General features: G+C 64.9%; 17 protein-coding genes. 1 reads left to right on the forward strand and 16 read right to left on the reverse strand.

The features are described 5' to 3' along the window. Window positions 1-13 precede the first annotated feature (13 nt). The 11 genes from C8C93_RS02060 to C8C93_RS02115 form a co-directional block, all read right to left on the reverse strand. The gene (locus C8C93_RS02060) at window positions 14-1,048 is read right to left on the reverse strand and encodes a diguanylate cyclase domain-containing protein (protein ID WP_121505761.1); all 1,035 of its coding nucleotides are present in this window, start codon (window positions 1,046-1,048) and stop codon (window positions 14-16) included. A gap of 68 nt (window positions 1,049-1,116) precedes the next feature. Then, window positions 1,117-2,661, reverse strand: a complete 1,545-nt coding sequence (lysS, locus tag C8C93_RS02065) for a lysine--tRNA ligase (RefSeq protein ID WP_055399439.1) — start codon at window positions 2,659-2,661, stop codon at window positions 1,117-1,119. 355 nt (window positions 2,662-3,016) lie between these two features. Next, window positions 3,017-3,628: a sugar transferase gene (locus tag C8C93_RS02075; protein WP_121505762.1), complete on the reverse strand. Its 612-nt coding sequence runs from the start codon at window positions 3,626-3,628 to the stop codon at window positions 3,017-3,019. 1 nt (window position 3,629) lies between these two features. Further along, window positions 3,630-4,799 (reverse strand): DegT/DnrJ/EryC1/StrS aminotransferase family protein, encoded by a 1,170-nt coding sequence (locus C8C93_RS02080; protein ID WP_121505763.1) that lies wholly within the window; start codon window positions 4,797-4,799, stop codon window positions 3,630-3,632. 43 nt (window positions 4,800-4,842) lie between these two features. Next, window positions 4,843-5,541 carry a class I SAM-dependent methyltransferase gene (locus C8C93_RS02085; protein WP_121505764.1) on the reverse strand — a complete coding sequence of 233 codons (699 nt, stop codon included), beginning with the start codon at window positions 5,539-5,541 and terminating at the stop codon, window positions 4,843-4,845. Further along, window positions 5,538-6,569: a glycosyltransferase family 2 protein gene (locus C8C93_RS02090; RefSeq protein WP_121505765.1), complete on the reverse strand. Its 1,032-nt coding sequence runs from the start codon at window positions 6,567-6,569 to the stop codon at window positions 5,538-5,540. The genes C8C93_RS02085 and C8C93_RS02090 overlap by 4 nt, the downstream gene beginning before the upstream one ends. A 5-nt stretch (window positions 6,570-6,574) precedes the next feature. Continuing rightward, a complete protein-coding gene (locus C8C93_RS02095; protein ID WP_121505766.1) occupies window positions 6,575-7,630 on the reverse strand; it encodes a glycosyltransferase in 1,056 nt (351 codons plus the stop codon). A gap of 1 nt (window position 7,631) precedes the next feature. Continuing rightward, window positions 7,632-8,210 (reverse strand): acyltransferase, encoded by a 579-nt coding sequence (locus tag C8C93_RS02100; RefSeq protein WP_121505767.1) that lies wholly within the window; start codon window positions 8,208-8,210, stop codon window positions 7,632-7,634. Then, window positions 8,194-9,426 (reverse strand): lipopolysaccharide biosynthesis protein, encoded by a 1,233-nt coding sequence (locus C8C93_RS02105; RefSeq protein WP_121505768.1) that lies wholly within the window; start codon window positions 9,424-9,426, stop codon window positions 8,194-8,196. Before C8C93_RS02105 ends, C8C93_RS02100 begins: the two co-directional genes overlap by 17 nt. Next, complete coding sequence (locus tag C8C93_RS02110; RefSeq protein WP_121505769.1) at window positions 9,423-11,336, reverse strand: nucleoside-diphosphate sugar epimerase/dehydratase; 1,914 nt, start codon at window positions 11,334-11,336, stop codon at window positions 9,423-9,425. The genes C8C93_RS02105 and C8C93_RS02110 overlap by 4 nt, the downstream gene beginning before the upstream one ends. A gap of 40 nt (window positions 11,337-11,376) precedes the next feature. Further along, window positions 11,377-12,018, reverse strand: coding sequence for an LON peptidase substrate-binding domain-containing protein (locus C8C93_RS02115; protein ID WP_121505770.1), 642 nt, complete (start codon window positions 12,016-12,018; stop codon window positions 11,377-11,379). A gap of 79 nt (window positions 12,019-12,097) precedes the next feature. Here C8C93_RS02115 and C8C93_RS02120 point away from each other — a divergent pair, with 79 nt between their 5' ends. Continuing rightward, window positions 12,098-12,646 carry a YggT family protein gene (locus tag C8C93_RS02120; RefSeq protein WP_055399421.1) on the forward strand — a complete coding sequence of 183 codons (549 nt, stop codon included), beginning with the start codon at window positions 12,098-12,100 and terminating at the stop codon, window positions 12,644-12,646. A gap of 276 nt (window positions 12,647-12,922) precedes the next feature. Here the strand turns inward: C8C93_RS02120 and accD are convergent, their stop codons facing one another. From accD to truA, 5 genes are all read right to left on the reverse strand, one after another. Further along, window positions 12,923-13,795, reverse strand: a complete 873-nt coding sequence (gene accD / locus C8C93_RS02125) for an acetyl-CoA carboxylase, carboxyltransferase subunit beta (RefSeq protein WP_121505771.1) — start codon at window positions 13,793-13,795, stop codon at window positions 12,923-12,925. A 123-nt stretch (window positions 13,796-13,918) separates the two neighbouring features. After that, the gene (gene trpA, locus C8C93_RS02130) at window positions 13,919-14,728 is read right to left on the reverse strand and encodes a tryptophan synthase subunit alpha (protein ID WP_121505772.1); all 810 of its coding nucleotides are present in this window, start codon (window positions 14,726-14,728) and stop codon (window positions 13,919-13,921) included. Continuing rightward, window positions 14,729-16,012: a tryptophan synthase subunit beta gene (gene trpB / locus C8C93_RS02135; RefSeq protein WP_121505773.1), complete on the reverse strand. Its 1,284-nt coding sequence runs from the start codon at window positions 16,010-16,012 to the stop codon at window positions 14,729-14,731. Beyond that, complete coding sequence (locus tag C8C93_RS02140; protein ID WP_121505774.1) at window positions 15,990-16,742, reverse strand: phosphoribosylanthranilate isomerase; 753 nt, start codon at window positions 16,740-16,742, stop codon at window positions 15,990-15,992. The genes trpB and C8C93_RS02140 overlap by 23 nt, the downstream gene beginning before the upstream one ends. Continuing rightward, window positions 16,739-17,557: a tRNA pseudouridine(38-40) synthase TruA gene (gene truA, locus C8C93_RS02145; protein WP_121508620.1), complete on the reverse strand. Its 819-nt coding sequence runs from the start codon at window positions 17,555-17,557 to the stop codon at window positions 16,739-16,741. Before truA ends, C8C93_RS02140 begins: the two co-directional genes overlap by 4 nt. Window positions 17,558-17,579 lie beyond the last annotated feature (22 nt).

Here is a 17,579-nt window from a genome sequence, read left to right on the forward strand (position 1 = left end):
GCAGAAAAGAAACTCAATTGCGCAGTTGCTCCACGGTGTCCATCTGCATTTCAAAACTGAAGAAGCGATTGCGGCCCTGGGCCTTGGCGGCATAAAGCGCCTGGTCGGCACGCATGATCATGCTTTCGGCGTTCGTGCTGTCGTCAGGCACGCAGGTGGTGATGCCGCCTGACAGCGTGAGGATGTTGCCCAGCGGGGAATCTGCGTGTGGAAGGGCGCGCACCTTGAGCAGCTGTCCCAGGGCCCGCGCGAAGGTCATGGCACCCGAGCGTGGCGTGTTGGGCAGGATGAGGGCGAATTCCTCACCACCGTAGCGTGAGGCGATGTCACGCGGGCGCACGCACACCTCGCGCAACAGGCGGCCGACTTCCTTTAGGCAGGCGTCGCCCTGCACATGCCCGCTGGCGTCATTGAAGAGCTTGAAGTGGTCCAGGTCGCACAGCATCAGCGTGAGCGGCGTACCGTCCCGGCGCGCAGCCAGGATTTCGTTGTGCAAAATGCGGTCAAACCCCCGGCGGTTGACCAGGCCGGTGAGCGCATCGATCTCCACCATTTCGTTGAGCCGCTGGTTGGCCAGATGCAACTCGGCCGACATGGAGACGAGCCTGCGGCGCATGTCCAGCAGCCGGCGCATGGCACGCAGTTTGGCCATCAGCACGATGGGCTTGACGGGTTTGACGAGGTAGTCGTCACCACCCACTTCAATACCGCGCCACACATCGAGTTCGTTGTCCAGGCCCGAGAGGAAGATGATGGGCGTCCAGTCGCCCGCCTCGCTCTCGCGCATCTGCTGGGCCACCCAGTAGCCGTCCTGGCCGGGCAGCCGGATGTCCAGCAGCACCAGATCGGGGCGGTGGGTTTTGAACAGGTGCAGCGCTGCGATGCCCTCGGGCGCCTCAAAGATGTCTGACACCCCAGCCCGCCGCAGCTCGGCCACCAGCGCTGCGCGCACGGATCCCTGGTCTTCGACCACCAGCACCGAAAAAGCGTTGCCCGAGGGCAAGGGCTGGCTGGCCGGGTAGGGGGCGTTGCTGGAACTGAAGGGCACGGTAGTGTCTCCTTGGGGCCTTCAAAGGGCGGGTCCGGGATGCCCCGAGGGCATCGGGGACGCGCGACTCAGGACTCGCGGCGAAGCGCGGGGAACAGGATCACGTCGCGAATGCTGGGGCTGTCAGTCAGCAGCATCATGAGACGGTCAATGCCGATACCGCAACCCCCCGTGGGGGGCATGCCGTATTCCAGCGCGCGCACGAAATCGTGGTCGTAGAACATGGCTTCGTCATCGCCGCTGTCTTTGGCGGCCACCTGGGCGTGAAAGCGGGCGGCCTGGTCTTCGGCATCGTTCAGTTCGCTGAAACCATTGCCGAACTCGCGGCCGGTGATGTACAGCTCAAAGCGCTCCGTCACCTCGGGGCGCGCGTCGTTGGCACGCGCCAGGGGCGAGATCTCGGTGGGGTGCTCCATGATGAAGGTGGGCTGCCACAGCTTGTCTTCCACCGTTTCTTCAAAGTACAGCACCTGCAGGCTGGCCAGCGTGCGGGCCGAGAGCTTGTCCTTCTCTTCGGTCATGCCCAGCTTCTTCAATGCGCTGATGAGCCAGGCGGCATCGTCCACATGGGCGCCTGCTTCGGTGTGCTGGAAGATGGCTTCGCGGATCGTCAGGCGGGCAAAGGGCTGGGTCAGGTCCACCGCGCGGCCCTGGTAGGTCATCTGCAGCGAACCCGTGGCTTTCAGGGCCACTTCACGGATCAGGGTCTCGGTGAAGTCCATCAGGTCCAGGTAGTTCCAGTACGCCGCGTAGAACTCCATCATGGTGAACTCGGGGTTGTGGCGCACCGAGATGCCTTCGTTGCGGTAGCTGCGGTTGATCTCGAACACACGCTCGAAACCGCCCACGATCAGGCGCTTGAGGTAGAGCTCGGGCGCGATGCGCAGGTACATCTCCTGCTCCAGCGCGTTGTGGTGCGTGACGAACGGCTTGGCATTGGCACCGCCCGGGATGGGGTGCAGCATGGGCGTTTCGACTTCAAGGAAGCCGTGGCTCACCATGAATTCGCGCAGCCCGCTCACGGCCTTGCTGCGCGCCATGAAGCGCTTGCGGGCGTGCTCATCGGTGATCAGGTCCACGTAGCGCTGGCGGTATTTCTGCTCCTGGTCGGCCATGCCGTGGAACTTGTCGGGCAGCGGGCGCAGGCTCTTGGTGAGCAGGCGCAGGCTGGTCACCTTGACCGACAGCTCGCCCGTCTTGGTCTTCATCAGCGTGCCTTCGGCGCCCACGATGTCGCCCAGGTCCCAGTGCTTGAAGGCGGCATACAGGTCTTCGCCCACGGCGTCGCGGGTTACGTAAAGCTGGATGCGCCCGCCCACGTCGCCCAGCGAGCCATCCTGCACGGTTGCAAAACTGGCCTTGCCCATCACGCGCTTGAGCATCATGCGGCCTGCGACCGAGACGTTCACCGGCGTGGCTTCGAGGGACTCGTTCGTGGCAGTGCTGTGTTCCAGGTGCAACTGGGCAGCCTTGTGGCCGGGCTTGAAGTTATTGGGGAAGGCAACCCCACCGCCAGTGGCCTGGACTTCGCGCAGAGCGCGGAGCTTTTCGCGGCGCTCTGCGATGAGCTGGTTTTCGTCCTGGGGAGCGGGGGCGTGGTTTTGGTCTGACATAGGTGCCGTCGGTGCGGGGGCGTGAAATGGGGCTGGGTTCAGCCAAACCCCTGATTTTATCGGCTATGTGTTGCCGACAGGTCCTAATAACCTGTTCAAGATCTTTTCGGGGATCGCATTGGAGTGCAATCGGGATGAGTGGATGCTTCGGATGCGCCGCATGGGCTCGTGCCCATGCAAGCAGCCGGGGCGTCCAATCGCCCGATTTCACTCCAACCCTTCGGGCAAGTGCCTTGCCGGGCGGTCTGCGGCGTTGCGGCGCTTGTGGATAGCCGGGCTATCCACTGCGCTCCGCGCCTTGCATCCCATCCCGGCAAGGACCTTGTGCGACCCCGAAAAGATTTAGAACAGGTTCTTATCCCCTGGACGGCCGGTCGCCCCACAGCGCGGATGCCGTCTTCACGATGATCTTCAAGTCGCTCCAAAGCGTGTGCGAGCGGGCGTACTCGGCGGCATAGCGCAGCTTGATGGGCAGAATCTGCTCCACGTAGGTGCGCTCCGGATCGCTGCTCTGGCCCAGCAAAGTGCTTTCGTCGCGAAATTCGATGGAGGCGCGGTCCGTGATGCCCGGCCGGACGCTGAGCACCAGGTCCCGCACGGAATCCGGGTAGAGCGCCACATAGTGCGGCACTTCGGGCCGGGGGCCGACAAGGCTCATATGGCCCAGCAGCACGTTGAAAAGCTGCGGCAATTCATCGATCTTGGTGCGCCGCAGCCAGTGGCCCGCCCGGGTGATGCGGGCGTCGGCCCCCACGGTAATCGCAGGCCCCGCAGCTTCTGCACGCGGGTGCATGGTGCGGAACTTGACGATGCGAAACAACCTGCCTGCGCGGCCCACGCGCTGTTGGCGAAAGAATGCCGGGCCGGGCGAATCCCACACCACCCACAGTGCCACGGCCAGCAGCACGGGCGCGAGCAGCAGCAGCCCGAGGGCGGCCAAGAACAGGTCGAACAGCCGCTTGGGCATGTCAGCCCAGCACCTCGTGCAGCGCGGCAATCACACGGTCCTGATCGCTGTCACCCATGGCGGTGAACAGGGGGATGCTGATCATGGCCTGATAGGCTGCATCGGCCTGGGGGAACATCTCCGGCGTGAGCTGATAGCGGTCCCGCCAGTACGGGTGCCGGTGCAGCGGCACATAGTGCACGCTGGTGCCGATGCCCCGGTCCGACAGCGCTTGGATGACCTCATCACGCCCCAGTGGTGCGTCCGCTCGCAGCCGGATGACATACAGGTGCCACGCATGGGTGTCGCCGTGTGGTGCATCGGCTGGCAATAGCAGCGGAAGGGGCGCCAGCTGTGTGTTGTAGCGGCTTGCCAGGGTTTGACGCCGCTGCACAAACTGTGGCAGCCGTGCCAGCTGCTCCACGCCCATGGCGGCGGCAACGTCCGTCATGTTGTACTTGAAGCCCGGAGCGACCACCTCGTAGTACCAGGCCGGGGTTTTGGAGGTGAAGCGGTCAAACGCATCCCGGCTCATGCCATGCAGGCGCATGGTGCGCATGCGTTGCGCAAGCGCCGGGTCGTGTGTGACGGCCATGCCGCCTTCGCCGGTGGTGATGGTCTTGTTGGCGTAGAAGCTGAACACCGTGACATCGGACTGCAACTGCCCCACCAGGGTGCCGCGCCAGGTGGTGGGCAAGGCATGGGCTGCGTCTTCCACCACCTTCAAGCCATGTTCTTTGGCGATGGCCAGGATGGCGTCCATGTCGCAGGCCAGGCCCCCGTAGTGCACGGGCATGATGGCTTTGGTGCGGGGTGTGATTGCCGCGCGCACCTTGGCCGGGTCGATATTGAGGGTCACCGGGTCTACATCCACCAGTACCGGGTCGGCACCCAGGTAGCGCACCACCTCCACGGTGGCGGTGAAGGTCAGGGTGGGCGCGATCACTTCGTCGCCGGGGCCGATGCCCAGGGCCTCCAGCGCAAGGTGCAGGCCCGCCGTGGCGGAGTTGACGGCGATGCTCTGCAGACCACCGCCGCCCAGGAAGGCGGTGAATGCCTGCTCGAACTCCTTGGTCTTGGGCCCGGTCGTGACCCACCCCGAGCGCATGGCCGCGCTGACGGCATCGATTTCTGCCGGCCCGATGTCGGGGCGGGCGAACGGGAGAAAGGGTAGGTCGGCGGGGGAGTTCATGGGCGTTGTGGTGCGTGCTAAAAGGGCCAGAGCGAGGCCGCGCTCAGCGTGGCTTCACGGCCCAGGTCAGGCGGTGGGTGCGCAGAAACCACAGCAGTGCGGATGCTGGCGTAATCGCTGGCGCGGGCAGGCGCCGTGCCAGCGGAGGTGCCAGCGTAACGCGGCGGGAGTGTATCTGGGCCCCGGGAAACAGGATGCCCAGTTCGCGCAGTGGAATGCCCTGTACATCGGTGTTGGCGGGGTTGTTGACGACAAAGTCATAGACGAGAACACCGCCGCCGGGCGCGACCCATTGCCAGATCACGTCGGCCAGATGGCGGCGATAGCCCTCGTCAAGCAAGGAGCTGAAGAGTGTGAACGCCAGCACGGCATCCTGGCTGGCGGGCTGCACCGGGGCCAAGGCGGCATCCCCTTCCACAATGGCCACGCCTGCTGGCAGCGAGGCGCGCGCTGCGGCGGCACGTTCGGGAAGAAGCTCCAGGCCCGTCAGGCAAGCGGGCGTGGCGCCCAGCCGCACCAGATCGTGCAAATTGCCCGCACTCCCGCAGCCAACCTCCAGCATGGGCCGCTGGGCCAGGCTGCTCCAGCCGTGGGCTTGCCAGATGCGTGCCATGGCGCGCAGGCGCTCCTGCTGCGCCTGCAGTGCCGCCGCGTTGGCATACAGGCTGTAGCGGGCTTCGTCGGCCGCCGCATCACGCCGGGCGTAGCGGGCCTTGACGGCCTGGGGTTCGTTGTCGGTCATCGCGTGATGCGCGCAAAGTCGGACGAAGGCGCGCGCGAGCGTGCAATGTCCCAGAGCCCGCGCCAGGTGCCCAGGCCGTAGCCCACATGAAACGCTGCAATCGCCGCCGGGAGGCGGGGCAGCAGCCCCCCGTTGCGGGCCGACCGGGCTGCCGCCACGGATGCCGCCAGAAGATACCCTGCGTAGGCGATGCCCAGTGCAGCCAAGGGCCAGGCGGACCACGGCAAGGCAGCGGCGGCGCCCACTGCTGCGGCCACAAATGCTGCGGGCACCAGTTGTCGCACGGAGCCCGGCTGCCCATGTTTGCGCATCACAAAAGGCCGCCAGTAGCCGTACTGCCGTTGTTGCGCGAACAGGTGCCTGAGCGAATTGCGCGGGTGGTAGGTGGAATGGATGAGGCTGCTCTGCCAGATGCGTGCACCCCCCAGGCGCATGCGCAGGTTGTGCTCGTCGTCCTGGTTGCGCACCAGGGCTTCGTCAAAGAGCCCGAATCGGTCAAACACGCCGCGGGGCCAGCATCCGAGGTAGACGGTATCCACCTCGCCTTCGTATTGCACATCGCGCGACCGTGCGCCACCCACCACCCAGCGGCATTGGAAGGCGGCGGCTATGGCGGCCCCGGTGGGGCCCGTTCCTTGGGCGACCCAAGGGCCGCCCACGTTGTCAGCGCTGGTGCGTTCAAGCGCCTCGATGCACTGCGCAAGGTAGTCGGGGGCAAACTGGCTGTGCACGTCCATGCGGGCAATGGTGCCGCCCCGTGCGCGGGCAATGCAGGCGTTGAGTCCGGTGGACACAATGCGGCCGGGATTGTCCACCAGGACGAGCCTGGGGTCTGCAGCACAGCGCTGCATCAGGTGTTCGCGCGTGCCGTCGTCGCTGTCGCCGTCGGCAATCAGCACTTCCATGCGCCAGCCTGCGGGCAGTTCTTGGAGCAGGGCGGAGTTGCAGAAAGCGTCGATGTGCTGGCGCTCGTTGCGGCACGGCACGATGACGCTGATCAGGTTGTCCAATTCAAGGCCTTGGGGCATGGGGTTCAAGGTGTACGGAGCAGTTGCTGGTACAGCGCGTGCATGCGGTTCATTTGCACCGCGCGGTCACCGTCTTGCGCTATGCGGGCAGCATTTTGCAGCCCGGCTTGTTCCGCGATGGCGTCATTGGCAATCAGGGCTTCGAGCCGGGCGGCGAGCGCTGTGGCATCTCCGGCAGCAACCAGCCACTCAGCGTCGATCCAGTGCCGGTTGGCCTGCAGTTCGCTGGCCACCACGGCGAGGCCACACGCCATGCTCTCCAGCATAGCGACCGATGTTGCATCGCTGCTGGGCACCGACACAGATATCTTGCTTTCGCCCAGTACCCGGGTCATGCCAGCGTCATCGAGTCGGCCGTGGAACTGCACCTTGTTGTCCAGCTGCGCCGTGTGCACCTGGCTGCGCAGGGCACCTTCCAGACTGCCTCCGCCGAGCAGGTGCAAGCGCAGATCGGCGCCCGGCAATCGCGCCTGCAGCAGGGCGAACGCTTCGATGATGGTGTCGATGTTGTAGTTGGGTTCCCAGGCGCGCAGGCTCACCAGCTGGCTGCCTTGCTTGTGACTCCAGGGAGCGGGGTGGAAGCGTTGCAGTTCCACACCCCAATGGATTTCCTCGGCGGCGCCGGGCGGGCGGAAGTCTGCCACCGCGCTCATCAGGCTCGCTGAGTCGCCCGTGATGAGGTCGGCCTGGCGCAGTATCCAGCCGGTCAGCCAGCGCATCCAGGCGCTTTTGCCGGGGGTCACCAACAGGTCGCTGCCCCAGGCGGTCATCACCAGCGGATGTTTGCCGCAACGTGCGGCCAGATAGCCGTAGGAGGTGACGTAATGGGCATGCAGGAGGTCAGGAGCCAGTTCGGCCACGTGGCGCCTCGTTTCCCGTACACGGAACAGCCAGTCCAGCGATCGGTGCACAGGCCGGATGGCCCGCACCGTGACGCCATCGATGGACGCGGGGCGGGCCGTGATCAGCGAAACGCGGTAGCCACGCTGGAGCATCTCCCGCGCCCACCGCTGGACATGGGGGCTGGTGGCATCGCCCAGCAGGCAGAGGTGTATTGGCATGTCAGACCGTCTGCGTCCAGGATTTGTAGTGTGGGCGCAGTTCCGGATGCTGCAACAGCAGGCGCTCATCCTGCTCGCGCACGTCGCCAATCTGGCGCGCAGGGGCCCCTGCCATGATGGCGAAATCGGGCACTTCGCCGCGCACCTGCGCGTAGGCGCACACCACCACCCCCTTGCCGATGCGTGTACCCGCTTCGATCAGGCTGTGGGGGCCGACAAAGGTGTAGGCGCCGATCTCCACGGGCGCGCTGATGTAGCCAGGCTTGGGGCGCTCGTGGACTGCGTAGCTGCTGCCCAGGAGGCGAATGGCGCGGTGGGAGCTGTGGGTGACGATGCTGACGAAGTTGGTGATCTGCACCCCTTGCCCAATCTGCAGGCCTGCCGTGGCGTCGATGAAGTTGAATTGCCCTATGAACACGTGGTCGGAAAGCCGCAGCCCCTCGGCGCCTTCGATGCAGGTGCTGGGGGCAATGCGGGTGTGGGGCAGGCTGCGGCCCAGGTGGTCGCTTTCCCCGAACACCATGCGGTAGAACAGCGCCTGCCAGATACGGCGGCGCCAGCGGTTAAGCACGGCTCTCATGGGGGATGTCCTTCCAGTTTGCCAACGCCCAGAAATAGTAGGCAAAGTAGGCCAGCATGCTCGCTGACACGCCCCATCCGGCGCCGGTCAGCCCGCCCAGATGGAGGCCCAGCAGCAGGCCCGCAAAAAACAGGCATTGTCCAACCAACGCCAGGCGCAGCGCCCAGGCCTGCGCGCCCCAGGCCATGGTGACCACCGCGAGGGGCGATGCCATGAAATGCACGGCGATGTACGGCGCAATGGACCGGGCCAGTTCCCCGGTCTGCGCCCATTGGTCGCCAAAGGCCAGGGAAAAGATGTCCGGACCCCAGGCAAGCAGCATTGCCGCCAGCGGGCAGGCCAGGGCGGCCAGCCCCATCATGGCCTGGCGCACCAGGGTGCGCGCTTCGTTGGGGCTCTGCGCCTTCAGAAGGCGGGGGTACAGGGTTTGCGACAAGGCCCCGCCGATGAGGGTCGCAGGTGCCTTGAGGTAGCGCAGCGCCAGCGCCCAGAACCCCGCTGCGGCGTCTCCAGTCCAGGCCGCCACCAGCACCAGAGTCAGGGTGTCCTGTAGCGCCCCCATGAAAGCGTGGGGTGTGTTGAGCAACGGAAAGTCCCGGTGCTGTTGGGCCATGGACCGGAGTGCGGCCAACGGCTGGCGCCACAGACCCCCCCAGCCACCCGCAGGGGCAGGCCTGGCCAGCATCCATGCCGCGCCCAGGCTGGCCAATGTGGCGCCCAGCACCAGACCCAGCGGGCCGGTCTTCATGAATCCGAACAGCAATTGCAGGATGGCGCCACCGCCTTGTTGCAGCAGCCTGGCCGCCGACAGCAGACCAAAGCGTTGGGACCGTGTCGCCCACAGCGTGAGCCATTGCACAGCACCGCCTGCGAACACCGCCAATGGCAGCGCCCACACCATCGGCATGCCGCGCCACAGCAGGAGCACGGCTGCGGCTGCAGCAGATGCCGTGGTGACAGCGAGCAAGATGCGAGCGCACAGCGCCATGAGCTGGGCGGCGCGCAGCTCGGTGCTTTCGAGGGGGAGTGCGAATTCATAGCGCGCACAGCCCACCACCGCCAGGTTGGTTGCCAGCGCCCACAGCAGTGCAAACTGTCCGAAGTCCTCAGGGCTGTAGATGCGTGTGAGTGCCGGGCCCAGCACCAGCGGGATGGCGTGAGCTGCAACGCTGCCCGTGAGCAGGGTCAGCGTTGCCCGTACAAGTCCCGACTTCATGGCAGTACGGGTTGCGTTTCGGGGTGGTAGCCAGGCACCAGCTGCCGCAGCAGAGCGGTCATGGCGATGGGGTCGCCCGCTTGGGCTGCCTTCTGCAATGCCTGGAGCAAGGTCTGCAGCTCCTCCCAGGGTCGGTATTCTTCACGCGCCCGCAGGATGCGGGGGTGGTCGGTGGGAAAGGGATTGTCTCCAATCAGCAGTTCCTCGAAAAGTTTTTCACCCGGGCGCAGCCCGGTGAAAACGATTTCGATGTCTCCTTCGGGGTGCAGATCGTCGCGCACCGTCAATCCCGACAGGGCCACCATGCGCTCTGCCAATTCCCGGATCTGTAGGGGCTCGCCCATGTCCAGCAGGAACACGTCGCCGCCCTCGGCCATCGCCCCTGCCTGCAGTACCAGCTGGGCGGCTTCGGCAATGGTCATGAAGTAGCGCGTGACGTCCGGGTGCGTCACGGTAAGGGGGCCACCGGCCGCGATCTGCTTGCGAAACAGCGGTATCACGCTGCCACTGGAGCCCAGTACATTGCCAAAGCGCACCATCGACAGGCGGGTGGGGCAAGTCCAGGCGGGTGAGCTGTCGGCAAGCTGCGGGAAAGGCGCTCGGGGCGACGCTGCAATTGCTTGCAGCACCATCTCTGCCACACGTTTGGTGGCGCCCATGATGTTGGTCGGGCGCACGGCCTTGTCGGTGGAAATCAGCACGAAATGGTTGGCACCGCACTCCAGCGCCACCTGCACCATGTTCAGGGTGCCAAACACGTTGTTCAAAATACCTTCGCCCGCGTTGGCCTCCACCATGGGCACGTGCTTATAGGCGGCCGCATGGTAGATGGAGGTGGGCCGGTATTGCTGGCAGATGTCTGCCATTCGCGCCTTGTGGGTGACGCTGGCGAGCAGGGGCACCAGCGCACACTCATGCTCGCCCTGGTGCGCCAGCGCCGCCAATTCGTGGTGGATGGAGTACAGCGCGTATTCGCTGTGGTCCACCAGCAGCAACTGGCGCGGCCCTTCGCGCACGATCTGCCGGCACAGTTCGCTGCCAATGCTGCCGCCCGCTCCGGTCACCAGGACCACCGTGCCCGCCAGATTGCGCCCCAGCAGTCCTGGGTCCGGCGCCACTGGCTCCCGGCCCAGCAGGTCTTCGATTTCAAGGTCCTGGAAGTCCGTGACGGTCACCCGGCCGCTGGCCAAGTCCGACAGGCCCGGCAGCGTGCGGATCCGCACGGGCAACTCGCGCAGGCTTTCGATGATCTGCCGCCGTCGCTCGCGCGTGGTGCTGGGCAGCGCCAGCAGCACGTCGGTGATGCCAAGGCGGCGTACCACCTCGGGCAGCGCGTTGGAGGCGTGCACACGCACGCCGTTGATGCTGCGCCCGATCTTGCTGGTATCGTCGTCCACAAACCCTTTGAGCAGGTACTGGCGCATGCTGCCCAGCCCCGCAGCCGTCTGTGCGCCGGCACTGCCAGCGCCGTAGATCAGCAGTCGGTACGGCGCATGGCTGCTGCGCCCTGCCAGCGCCAGCCAGCCCAGTGCGCGGCTGGCACCGACCAGCAGCATGAACAACAGCGGCTGGAGGATGCCGACGCTGCGGGGTACGCCCTCCCACTGAGCCGCCAGCAGGCAGCCCAGCAACAGGGCACCGTAGATGGCCACGGCCTTGCCCGTGGTGATGAGCGCCGTGATCCCCGTGTAGCGGAAGATGGCGCGGTAAAGCCCCAGCTTGGCAAAAATCGGAAACGCAAGGGCGGGCGCCAGCGCATACGCAAGCCACTGCATGCCTGAGGGCCAGTGGGGCGTCTCCAGCCTCAGCGTGAAGGCCAGCCACATCGCGATGACACCCAGACAGATGTCCATGGCCACCACCACCATGCGCTTGGCTGCGCGGGACCAGCCCAGGATGCGGTTCAGCATGGGCTATGAGAAGAAGAGGGGGCAGTAGCGATTCGGCGGCTCATTGTGTGGGGGCAATTCCGGTCCGCTCCAGCACATCGCCCACCAGTTCCAGCCGCACCAGCGGGTTGTCCAGCTCCATCAGGCGCTGCTTGAGTTCCAGGGGCACGGGCAAAAGCTCGCACCAGCGGTTGGCCACCCATCCGCAGTCGTCCAGCTGGGCTGCCGTGGGGACAATCGCAGTCGGAGTTTCGGGGTCACGCTGCTTCAGGGTGTGCAGCACCTGGGCGAGGGCTGTCGATGCCTTTCTCAGGTCTTGCGGGATCGGCACCATCAGATCCGGGTCGATGTGCCCCACATCGGCGATCCACAGGCCATGGGGCAGGTGGCTGCGCTGGGTGATGCGAAAGCGCTGGCTGCCACGGCACAGCAGTGTGATCAGGCCAGGCTGCGGGGTGTCGATCTGCTCGATGACGGCCAGGGTGCCCACATCGTTGAACTGTTCTTCAGGCGCGCCCGCCTGGCGCACTTCGCGGCCTTGCGTGAGGGCGACCACGCCAAAGGGGGCGCCCGCCTGATGGCACTTGCGCACCATGTCCAGGTAGCGCACTTCGAACACGCGCAGGGCCAGCAGACCACCTGGGAACAGCACGGAGCCCAGAGGGAAAAGGGGCAAGGATGACAGGGTGAGGGGTTGTGTCATGAAAGGGGGGATACCTTGGCTCGCTATCATCCCATGGCGCAGCCTGCTTTCGCGGCGGCCCCATATTTTTGTCTCATCCATGCTCTACCAGATCGCCTCTTTCCTGCTCGACGTTGTTGGTGGCCTGCTCACCGGGGCATGCCTGTTGCGGCTGTACATGCAGTGGCAGCGCGTGCCGTTTTCCAACCCCGTCGGCGGACTGGTTTTTGCGCTGACGGACTGGCTCATCATGCCGCTGCGCCGCGTGATCCCGCCGGTGGGGCGCTGGGATGTGTCGAGCCTGGTGGCAGCCGTGTTGCTGCAGCTGGCGCAGTATTTTTTGCTGACCCTGCTGCTGGGCGCCGCCTCGGCATGGGCCTGGCTGCCGTGGCTGGCATTGTTTGGCCTCGCGCGGGTGGCGGTGTCGGGGCTGATTGGCTTGTTGATCGTCTATGCCGTGATGTCGTGGGTGCAGGCGCGGTCACCCCTGGCCGATGTGATTGCCCGGCTGTGTGAGCCCATCCTGCGGCCGTTTCGCCGCATCATCCCGCTGGTGGGCGGTATCGACCTGTCGCCGCTGGCCGTGCTGGTGTTGCTGCAGGTGGCGATGATCGTGCTGGGCCATTTGCAGGCCAGCGTAATGAAGTAGCCCCCCTGAGTCGCCTTTGGCGCCTTCCCCCCCAGGGGGACGACGGCCTTGCTGCGGGGCGGCCCTTGCTTGTCGTCCCTGGTTGGGGCCGCGCCGGTTTCGGCGGCTGTGTATGACGCGCGTCAGATGGATATCTGACACCAAAAATATCAGTCAAACTGAAATCTAGCGCTTATCTGTAAAGCGCTTGCAGCTATCAAAATTATAGTACTTTCGCAGCTTTGGCGGGCGCATCACCTCTGCACGAGGCTTTGCGCACGCACCCACCCGGTGGTGTTACATCACTGCGTCAGCAGGCAAACGCTGCAGCATGGCCAAGCTGCTGGCCACGGTGTTGCGCAGTTCACGGCGGTCACAAATGAAGTCCACGGCGCCCTTGGTTTGCAGGAATTCGGCGCGCTGGAAGCCTTCGGGCAGAGTCACGCGCACTGTGGATTCGATCACACGCGGTCCGGCAAAGCCGATCAGGGCCTTGGGCTCGGCAATCACGATGTCGCCCACAAACGCAAAACCTGCGCTCACGCCGCCCATGGTCGGATCGGTCAGCACGCTGATGTAGGGCAGGCCCTTCTTGGCCAGGCGGGTCAGCGCTGCGTTGGTCTTGGCCATCTGCATCAGGGACAGAAGGCCTTCCTGCATGCGTGCGCCGCCCGTGGCGGTAAAGCAGATGAAGGGCACCTTCTGCTCGATGGCGGTTTCCACGCCGCGCACAAAACGCTCGCCCACCACGGAGCCCATCGAGCCACCCATGAAGTCGAACTCAAAGCACGCTGCCACCACGTTGATGCTCTTGACCGCCCCACCGATGACGATGAGGGCATCGGTTTCACCCGTGTTTTCCAGGGCTTCCTTCAGGCGCTCGGGGTATTTGCGGCTGTCCTTGAACTTGAGGGCATCCACAGGCAGCACTTCCTGGCCGATTTCATAGCGGCCTTCGGCGTCCAGAAAAGCGTTCAGCCGCGCGCGCGCGCCAATGCGGTGGTGGTGGCTGCAATGGGGGCAAACGTTCTGGTTTTGCTCCAGATCGGCCTTGTAGAGCACCGTTTCGCAGCTCGGGCACTTGATCCACAGCCCTTCAGGCACCTGGCGGCGCTCGGTGGGGTCGGTTTGCTGGATCTTGGAGGGCAGAAGTTTTTCGAGCCAGGACATGGTGTTCTCCTCTTCAGTGGCTCGGCCTGCCGGGGCGCTGGGGCGCCGCAGGGGGCAGGCCGGGTGGAATCTGTGGCGCGCCCGTGCCCCGATGAGGGCGGCGCGCCGGGCTGCATTATGCGTCTACGCGTCCATTGCCTTGCGGATGCCGCGCAGGAAGTCGATCGTGATTGGCACCACCTTGGCGTGCTCTTGGTCTTCAATCAGCTGGATGATGCGGCTGCCAATGACCACCGCATCGGCCACCTTGCCAATCGCCTGGGCGGTGGCGGCGTCGCGAATTCCAAAGCCCACACCCACGGGGATCGTCACATGCTGGCGGATGCGAGGCAGCATTTGCTCCACGGCCGAGGTGTCCAGCGCGCCCGAGCCGGTCACGCCCTTGAGCGACACGTAGTACACGTAGCCGCTGGCCACGCGCGCCACCTGGGCCATGCGCTCATCGGTGCTGGTGGGGGCCAGCAGGAAGATCAGGTCCATGCCGTGCTCACGCAGGCTGGCCGCAAAGGCCTCGCACTCTTCGGGTGGGTAGTCCACGATGAGCACGCCGTCCACGCCAGCGGCCGCCGCATCGCGCACAAAGGCGCCTGCACCGTGCTTTTGGTCGTAGCGCTCCACGGGGTTGGCATAGCCCATCAGCACCACGGGTGTGGTGCTGTTGCGCTTGCGGAACTCGCGCACATGGTCGAGCACCTGCACCATGCCAATGCCCAGGCTGAGGGCTTTTTCGCCCGCCTTTTGAATCACCGGGCCATCGGCCATGGGGTCGGAAAAGGGCACGCCCAGCTCAATCACGTCGGCACCGGCCTCCACCATGCCGTGCATGAGTGCAGGGGTGATGTCGGCGAACGGGAAACCAGCGGTCACATAGGGAATCAGTGCCTTGCGGCCCTGCGCTTGCAGGGCAGAGAAGGTGGATGCAATACGGCTCATTTACTTCACCACCTTGATGGATTGCTCGCCGCCCTTGACGGACTGCCCCTGGCAGCTGGGTCGGCAGTAAAAATCGGCGCCGCTCAGGTCGGCCACGGTGCCAATGTCCTTGTCACCACGGCCCGAGAGGTTGACCAGGATCGATTGGTCAGGGCGCATGGTTTTGGCCAGTTTCATGGCGTAGGCCACGGCATGGCTGGATTCGAGCGCGGGGATGATGCCCTCGGTGCGGCACAGGTAGTGGAAGGCTTCCAGAGCCTCCTTGTCGGTAATGCCGACGTATTCGGCACGCCCGATTTCCTGCAACCAGGCGTGCTCCGGGCCCACGCCCGGATAGTCCAGCCCTGCACTGATACTGTGGGTTTCTGTGATCTGGCCATTGTCGTCCTGCAGGATGAAGGTGCGGTTCCCGTGCAGCACGCCCGCGCTGCCCTTTTGCAGCGATGCCGAGTGTTTGCCCGACTCCAGCCCTTCGCCTGCGGCTTCCACGCCAATGAGGCGCGTTTTCTCGAACGGGATGTAGGGGTGGAAGATGCCCATGGCGTTGCTGCCGCCACCCACGCAGGCGATCACGGCATCGGGCTGGTCGCCCAGCACTTTTTGCTCGGCCAACATGGCGGGCATCTGGTCGATGCACTCCTTGCCGATCACGCTCTGGAAGTCACGCACCATCATGGGGTAGGGGTGTGGGCCTGCCACCGTGCCGATGATGTAGAAGGTGTTGTCCACATTGGCCACCCAGTCGCGCATGGCCTCGTTGAGCGCATCTTTCAGCGTCTTGCTGCCCGATTCCACGGGCACCACCGTGGCGCCCAGCAGTTTCATGCGGTACACGTTGGGGCTTTGGCGCTTGACGTCCTCTGCACCCATGTACACCACGCATTCCAGGCCATAGCGCGCGCAGATGGTGGCCGTGGCCACGCCGTGCTGACCTGCGCCCGTTTCTGCAATCACGCGGGGCTTGCCCATGCGCTTGGCCAGCATGGCCTGGCCAATCACGTTGTTGATCTTGTGAGCGCCGGTGTGGTTCAGGTCCTCACGTTTGAGGTAGATCTGCGCGCCACCCATTTCGCGGCTGGTACGGGCTGCGTGGTAGATGGGTGATGGGCGACCGACGAAGTGCTTGAGTTCGTAGTGAAACTCGGCCAGAAAATCGGGGTCGTTTTGGTAGCGCGCGTAGGCCTCGCGCAGTTCCTGGATGGCGTGGGTCAGGGTTTCGCTGACGAAGCTGCCGCCGTAGGGGCCGAAATGACCGGAAGTATCAGGTTGCTGATAGGAATTCATGGGGATTCTTTGCAAGTTGTGCATCGGCCGCCCGCACGGCGGCAACGAAGCGTTGGATCTTCAGTGCGTCTTTGATGCCCTTGATGGGCTTTCCATCGGGGCCATCGGCTTCGACGCCGGAACTGACATCAACCGCCAGCGAGAGACCCCGCGGGCGGACTTGCAAAATGCCATCGGTCACGTTTGCAGGCGTGAGTCCACCAGACAAAACGAGGTGAGAGCTGACGCTTGGTGGAAGGAGTGACCAATTGAATGCCTTGCCGCTGCCGCCAAAACCTTCGACATGGGCGTCGAGCAGGATGGCCTGGGCGTGAGAGTAATCGTGGGCGTATTTTACGAGGTCAAAGCTGGCCGCACCGTCGCCCAGGGGAATTCGGGCGGCTCGCAGGTAGGGGCGTGCGCCTTGGTGGGTGGCGGCCAGGCAATCCTGGGGAGATTCATCACCGTGAAACTGGATCGTAGCGCCTGCTATCAAAGCGCTGGTAGCTATCACACTGGTAGCGGGCTCGTTCACGAACAGCAAAACTGGTGTGACAAAGGGCGGCAGGCGTCTGGCCAGTTGTGCTGCGCGTTCGGGTGTTACCGCACGCGGGCTGGGGGCATACAGCACGAAACCCACTGCATCGGCGCCTGCCGCCACTGCGGCATCCACGTCCTGCTCGCGGGTCAGGCCGCAGATTTTGATGCGGGTGCGTGCATGCGGCAGCTTGGAGATCTCTTGTGCGTTCATGGCAACCAATCATACGCAGCCGTGCGCTGGGGCAAGCCCCAGGCGGCGTCATAGACCGGGCCTTGAAAAAACAGCCCATCCGGCGAAAACGTGGGCGCTGCCGCATCGCGGGATTTGGCGGCGAGCACCTGCGCCACCCATTCAGGAGGCTGGTTGCCCTGGCCCACGGCAATCAGGCAGCCCATGATGTTGCGGATCATGTGGTGCAAAAACGCATTGGCTTCGAACTCAAAGCGCCAGTAGCAGGGGCTCCAGCCCAGCTCCGGGTGTGGTTCTCCCAGACCCCGGCGCGTAATGCCGATGCGCTGCAGGGTCTTGACGGGGGACTTGGCCTGGCACGCCGACGCACGAAACGAGGTGAAGTCGTGCTCGCCCAGCAGGTAGTCCGCAGCTTGCCGCATCGCTTGGTGGTCCAGCGGATGGAAAACCCAGCCCACGCGACCGGCGTCCACACTCGGCCGCACGGGGGACTGCAGCAGCACATAGGCATAGCGCCGCGTGATCGCGCTGGCGCGGGCATGGAAGCCGTCCGGCACGGGCTGCGCCCATTGCACGGCAATATCGGCAGGAAGAAAGGTGTTGGTACCCCGTACCCAGGAGGAGGGCGGGCGGTTCAGCGGCGTGTCAAAGTGCACCACCTGCATCAATCCATGCACACCTGCGTCGGTACGGCCTGCGCACAAAGTGCTGACAGGGTGCGTGGCAAAGCGGCCCAGGGCCGCTTCGAGTTTGTCCTGAATCGTGTTGCCCGACAGCTGGCTTTGCCAGCCGCTGTAGGCCTGTCCGTTGTAGCTGACACCCAGCGCCACCCGCATCATGGGGCGGCCTGGGGGTGGG

The organism is Acidovorax sp. 93, from assembly GCF_003633835.1.
GTDB lineage: Bacteria > Pseudomonadota > Gammaproteobacteria > Burkholderiales > Burkholderiaceae_C > Acidovorax > Acidovorax facilis.

Excerpts from the sequence above, each read along its gene's own strand:
- lysS (WP_055399439.1), bottom strand. The coding sequence starts at position 2,661 with ATGTCAGACCAAAACCACGCCCCCGCTCCCCAGGACGAAAACCAGCTC.
- C8C93_RS02075 (WP_121505762.1), bottom strand. The coding sequence starts at position 3,628 with ATGCCCAAGCGGCTGTTCGACCTGTTCTTGGCCGCCCTCGGGCTGCTG.
- C8C93_RS02080 (WP_121505763.1), bottom strand. The coding sequence starts at position 4,799 with ATGAACTCCCCCGCCGACCTACCCTTTCTCCCGTTCGCCCGCCCCGAC.
- C8C93_RS02085 (WP_121505764.1), bottom strand. The coding sequence starts at position 5,541 with ATGACCGACAACGAACCCCAGGCCGTCAAGGCCCGCTACGCCCGGCGT.
- C8C93_RS02090 (WP_121505765.1), bottom strand. The coding sequence starts at position 6,569 with ATGCCCCAAGGCCTTGAATTGGACAACCTGATCAGCGTCATCGTGCCG.
- C8C93_RS02095 (WP_121505766.1), bottom strand. The coding sequence starts at position 7,630 with ATGCCAATACACCTCTGCCTGCTGGGCGATGCCACCAGCCCCCATGTC.
- C8C93_RS02100 (WP_121505767.1), bottom strand. The coding sequence starts at position 8,210 with ATGAGAGCCGTGCTTAACCGCTGGCGCCGCCGTATCTGGCAGGCGCTG.
- C8C93_RS02105 (WP_121505768.1), bottom strand. The coding sequence starts at position 9,426 with ATGAAGTCGGGACTTGTACGGGCAACGCTGACCCTGCTCACGGGCAGC.
- C8C93_RS02110 (WP_121505769.1), bottom strand. The coding sequence starts at position 11,336 with ATGCTGAACCGCATCCTGGGCTGGTCCCGCGCAGCCAAGCGCATGGTG.
- C8C93_RS02115 (WP_121505770.1), bottom strand. The coding sequence starts at position 12,018 with ATGACACAACCCCTCACCCTGTCATCCTTGCCCCTTTTCCCTCTGGGC.
- C8C93_RS02120 (WP_055399421.1), top strand. The coding sequence starts at position 12,098 with ATGCTCTACCAGATCGCCTCTTTCCTGCTCGACGTTGTTGGTGGCCTG.
- accD (WP_121505771.1), bottom strand. The coding sequence starts at position 13,795 with ATGTCCTGGCTCGAAAAACTTCTGCCCTCCAAGATCCAGCAAACCGAC.
- trpA (WP_121505772.1), bottom strand. The coding sequence starts at position 14,728 with ATGAGCCGTATTGCATCCACCTTCTCTGCCCTGCAAGCGCAGGGCCGC.
- trpB (WP_121505773.1), bottom strand. The coding sequence starts at position 16,012 with ATGAATTCCTATCAGCAACCTGATACTTCCGGTCATTTCGGCCCCTAC.
- C8C93_RS02140 (WP_121505774.1), bottom strand. The coding sequence starts at position 16,742 with ATGAACGCACAAGAGATCTCCAAGCTGCCGCATGCACGCACCCGCATC.
- truA (WP_121508620.1), bottom strand. The coding sequence starts at position 17,557 with ATGCGGGTGGCGCTGGGTGTCAGCTACAACGGACAGGCCTACAGCGGC.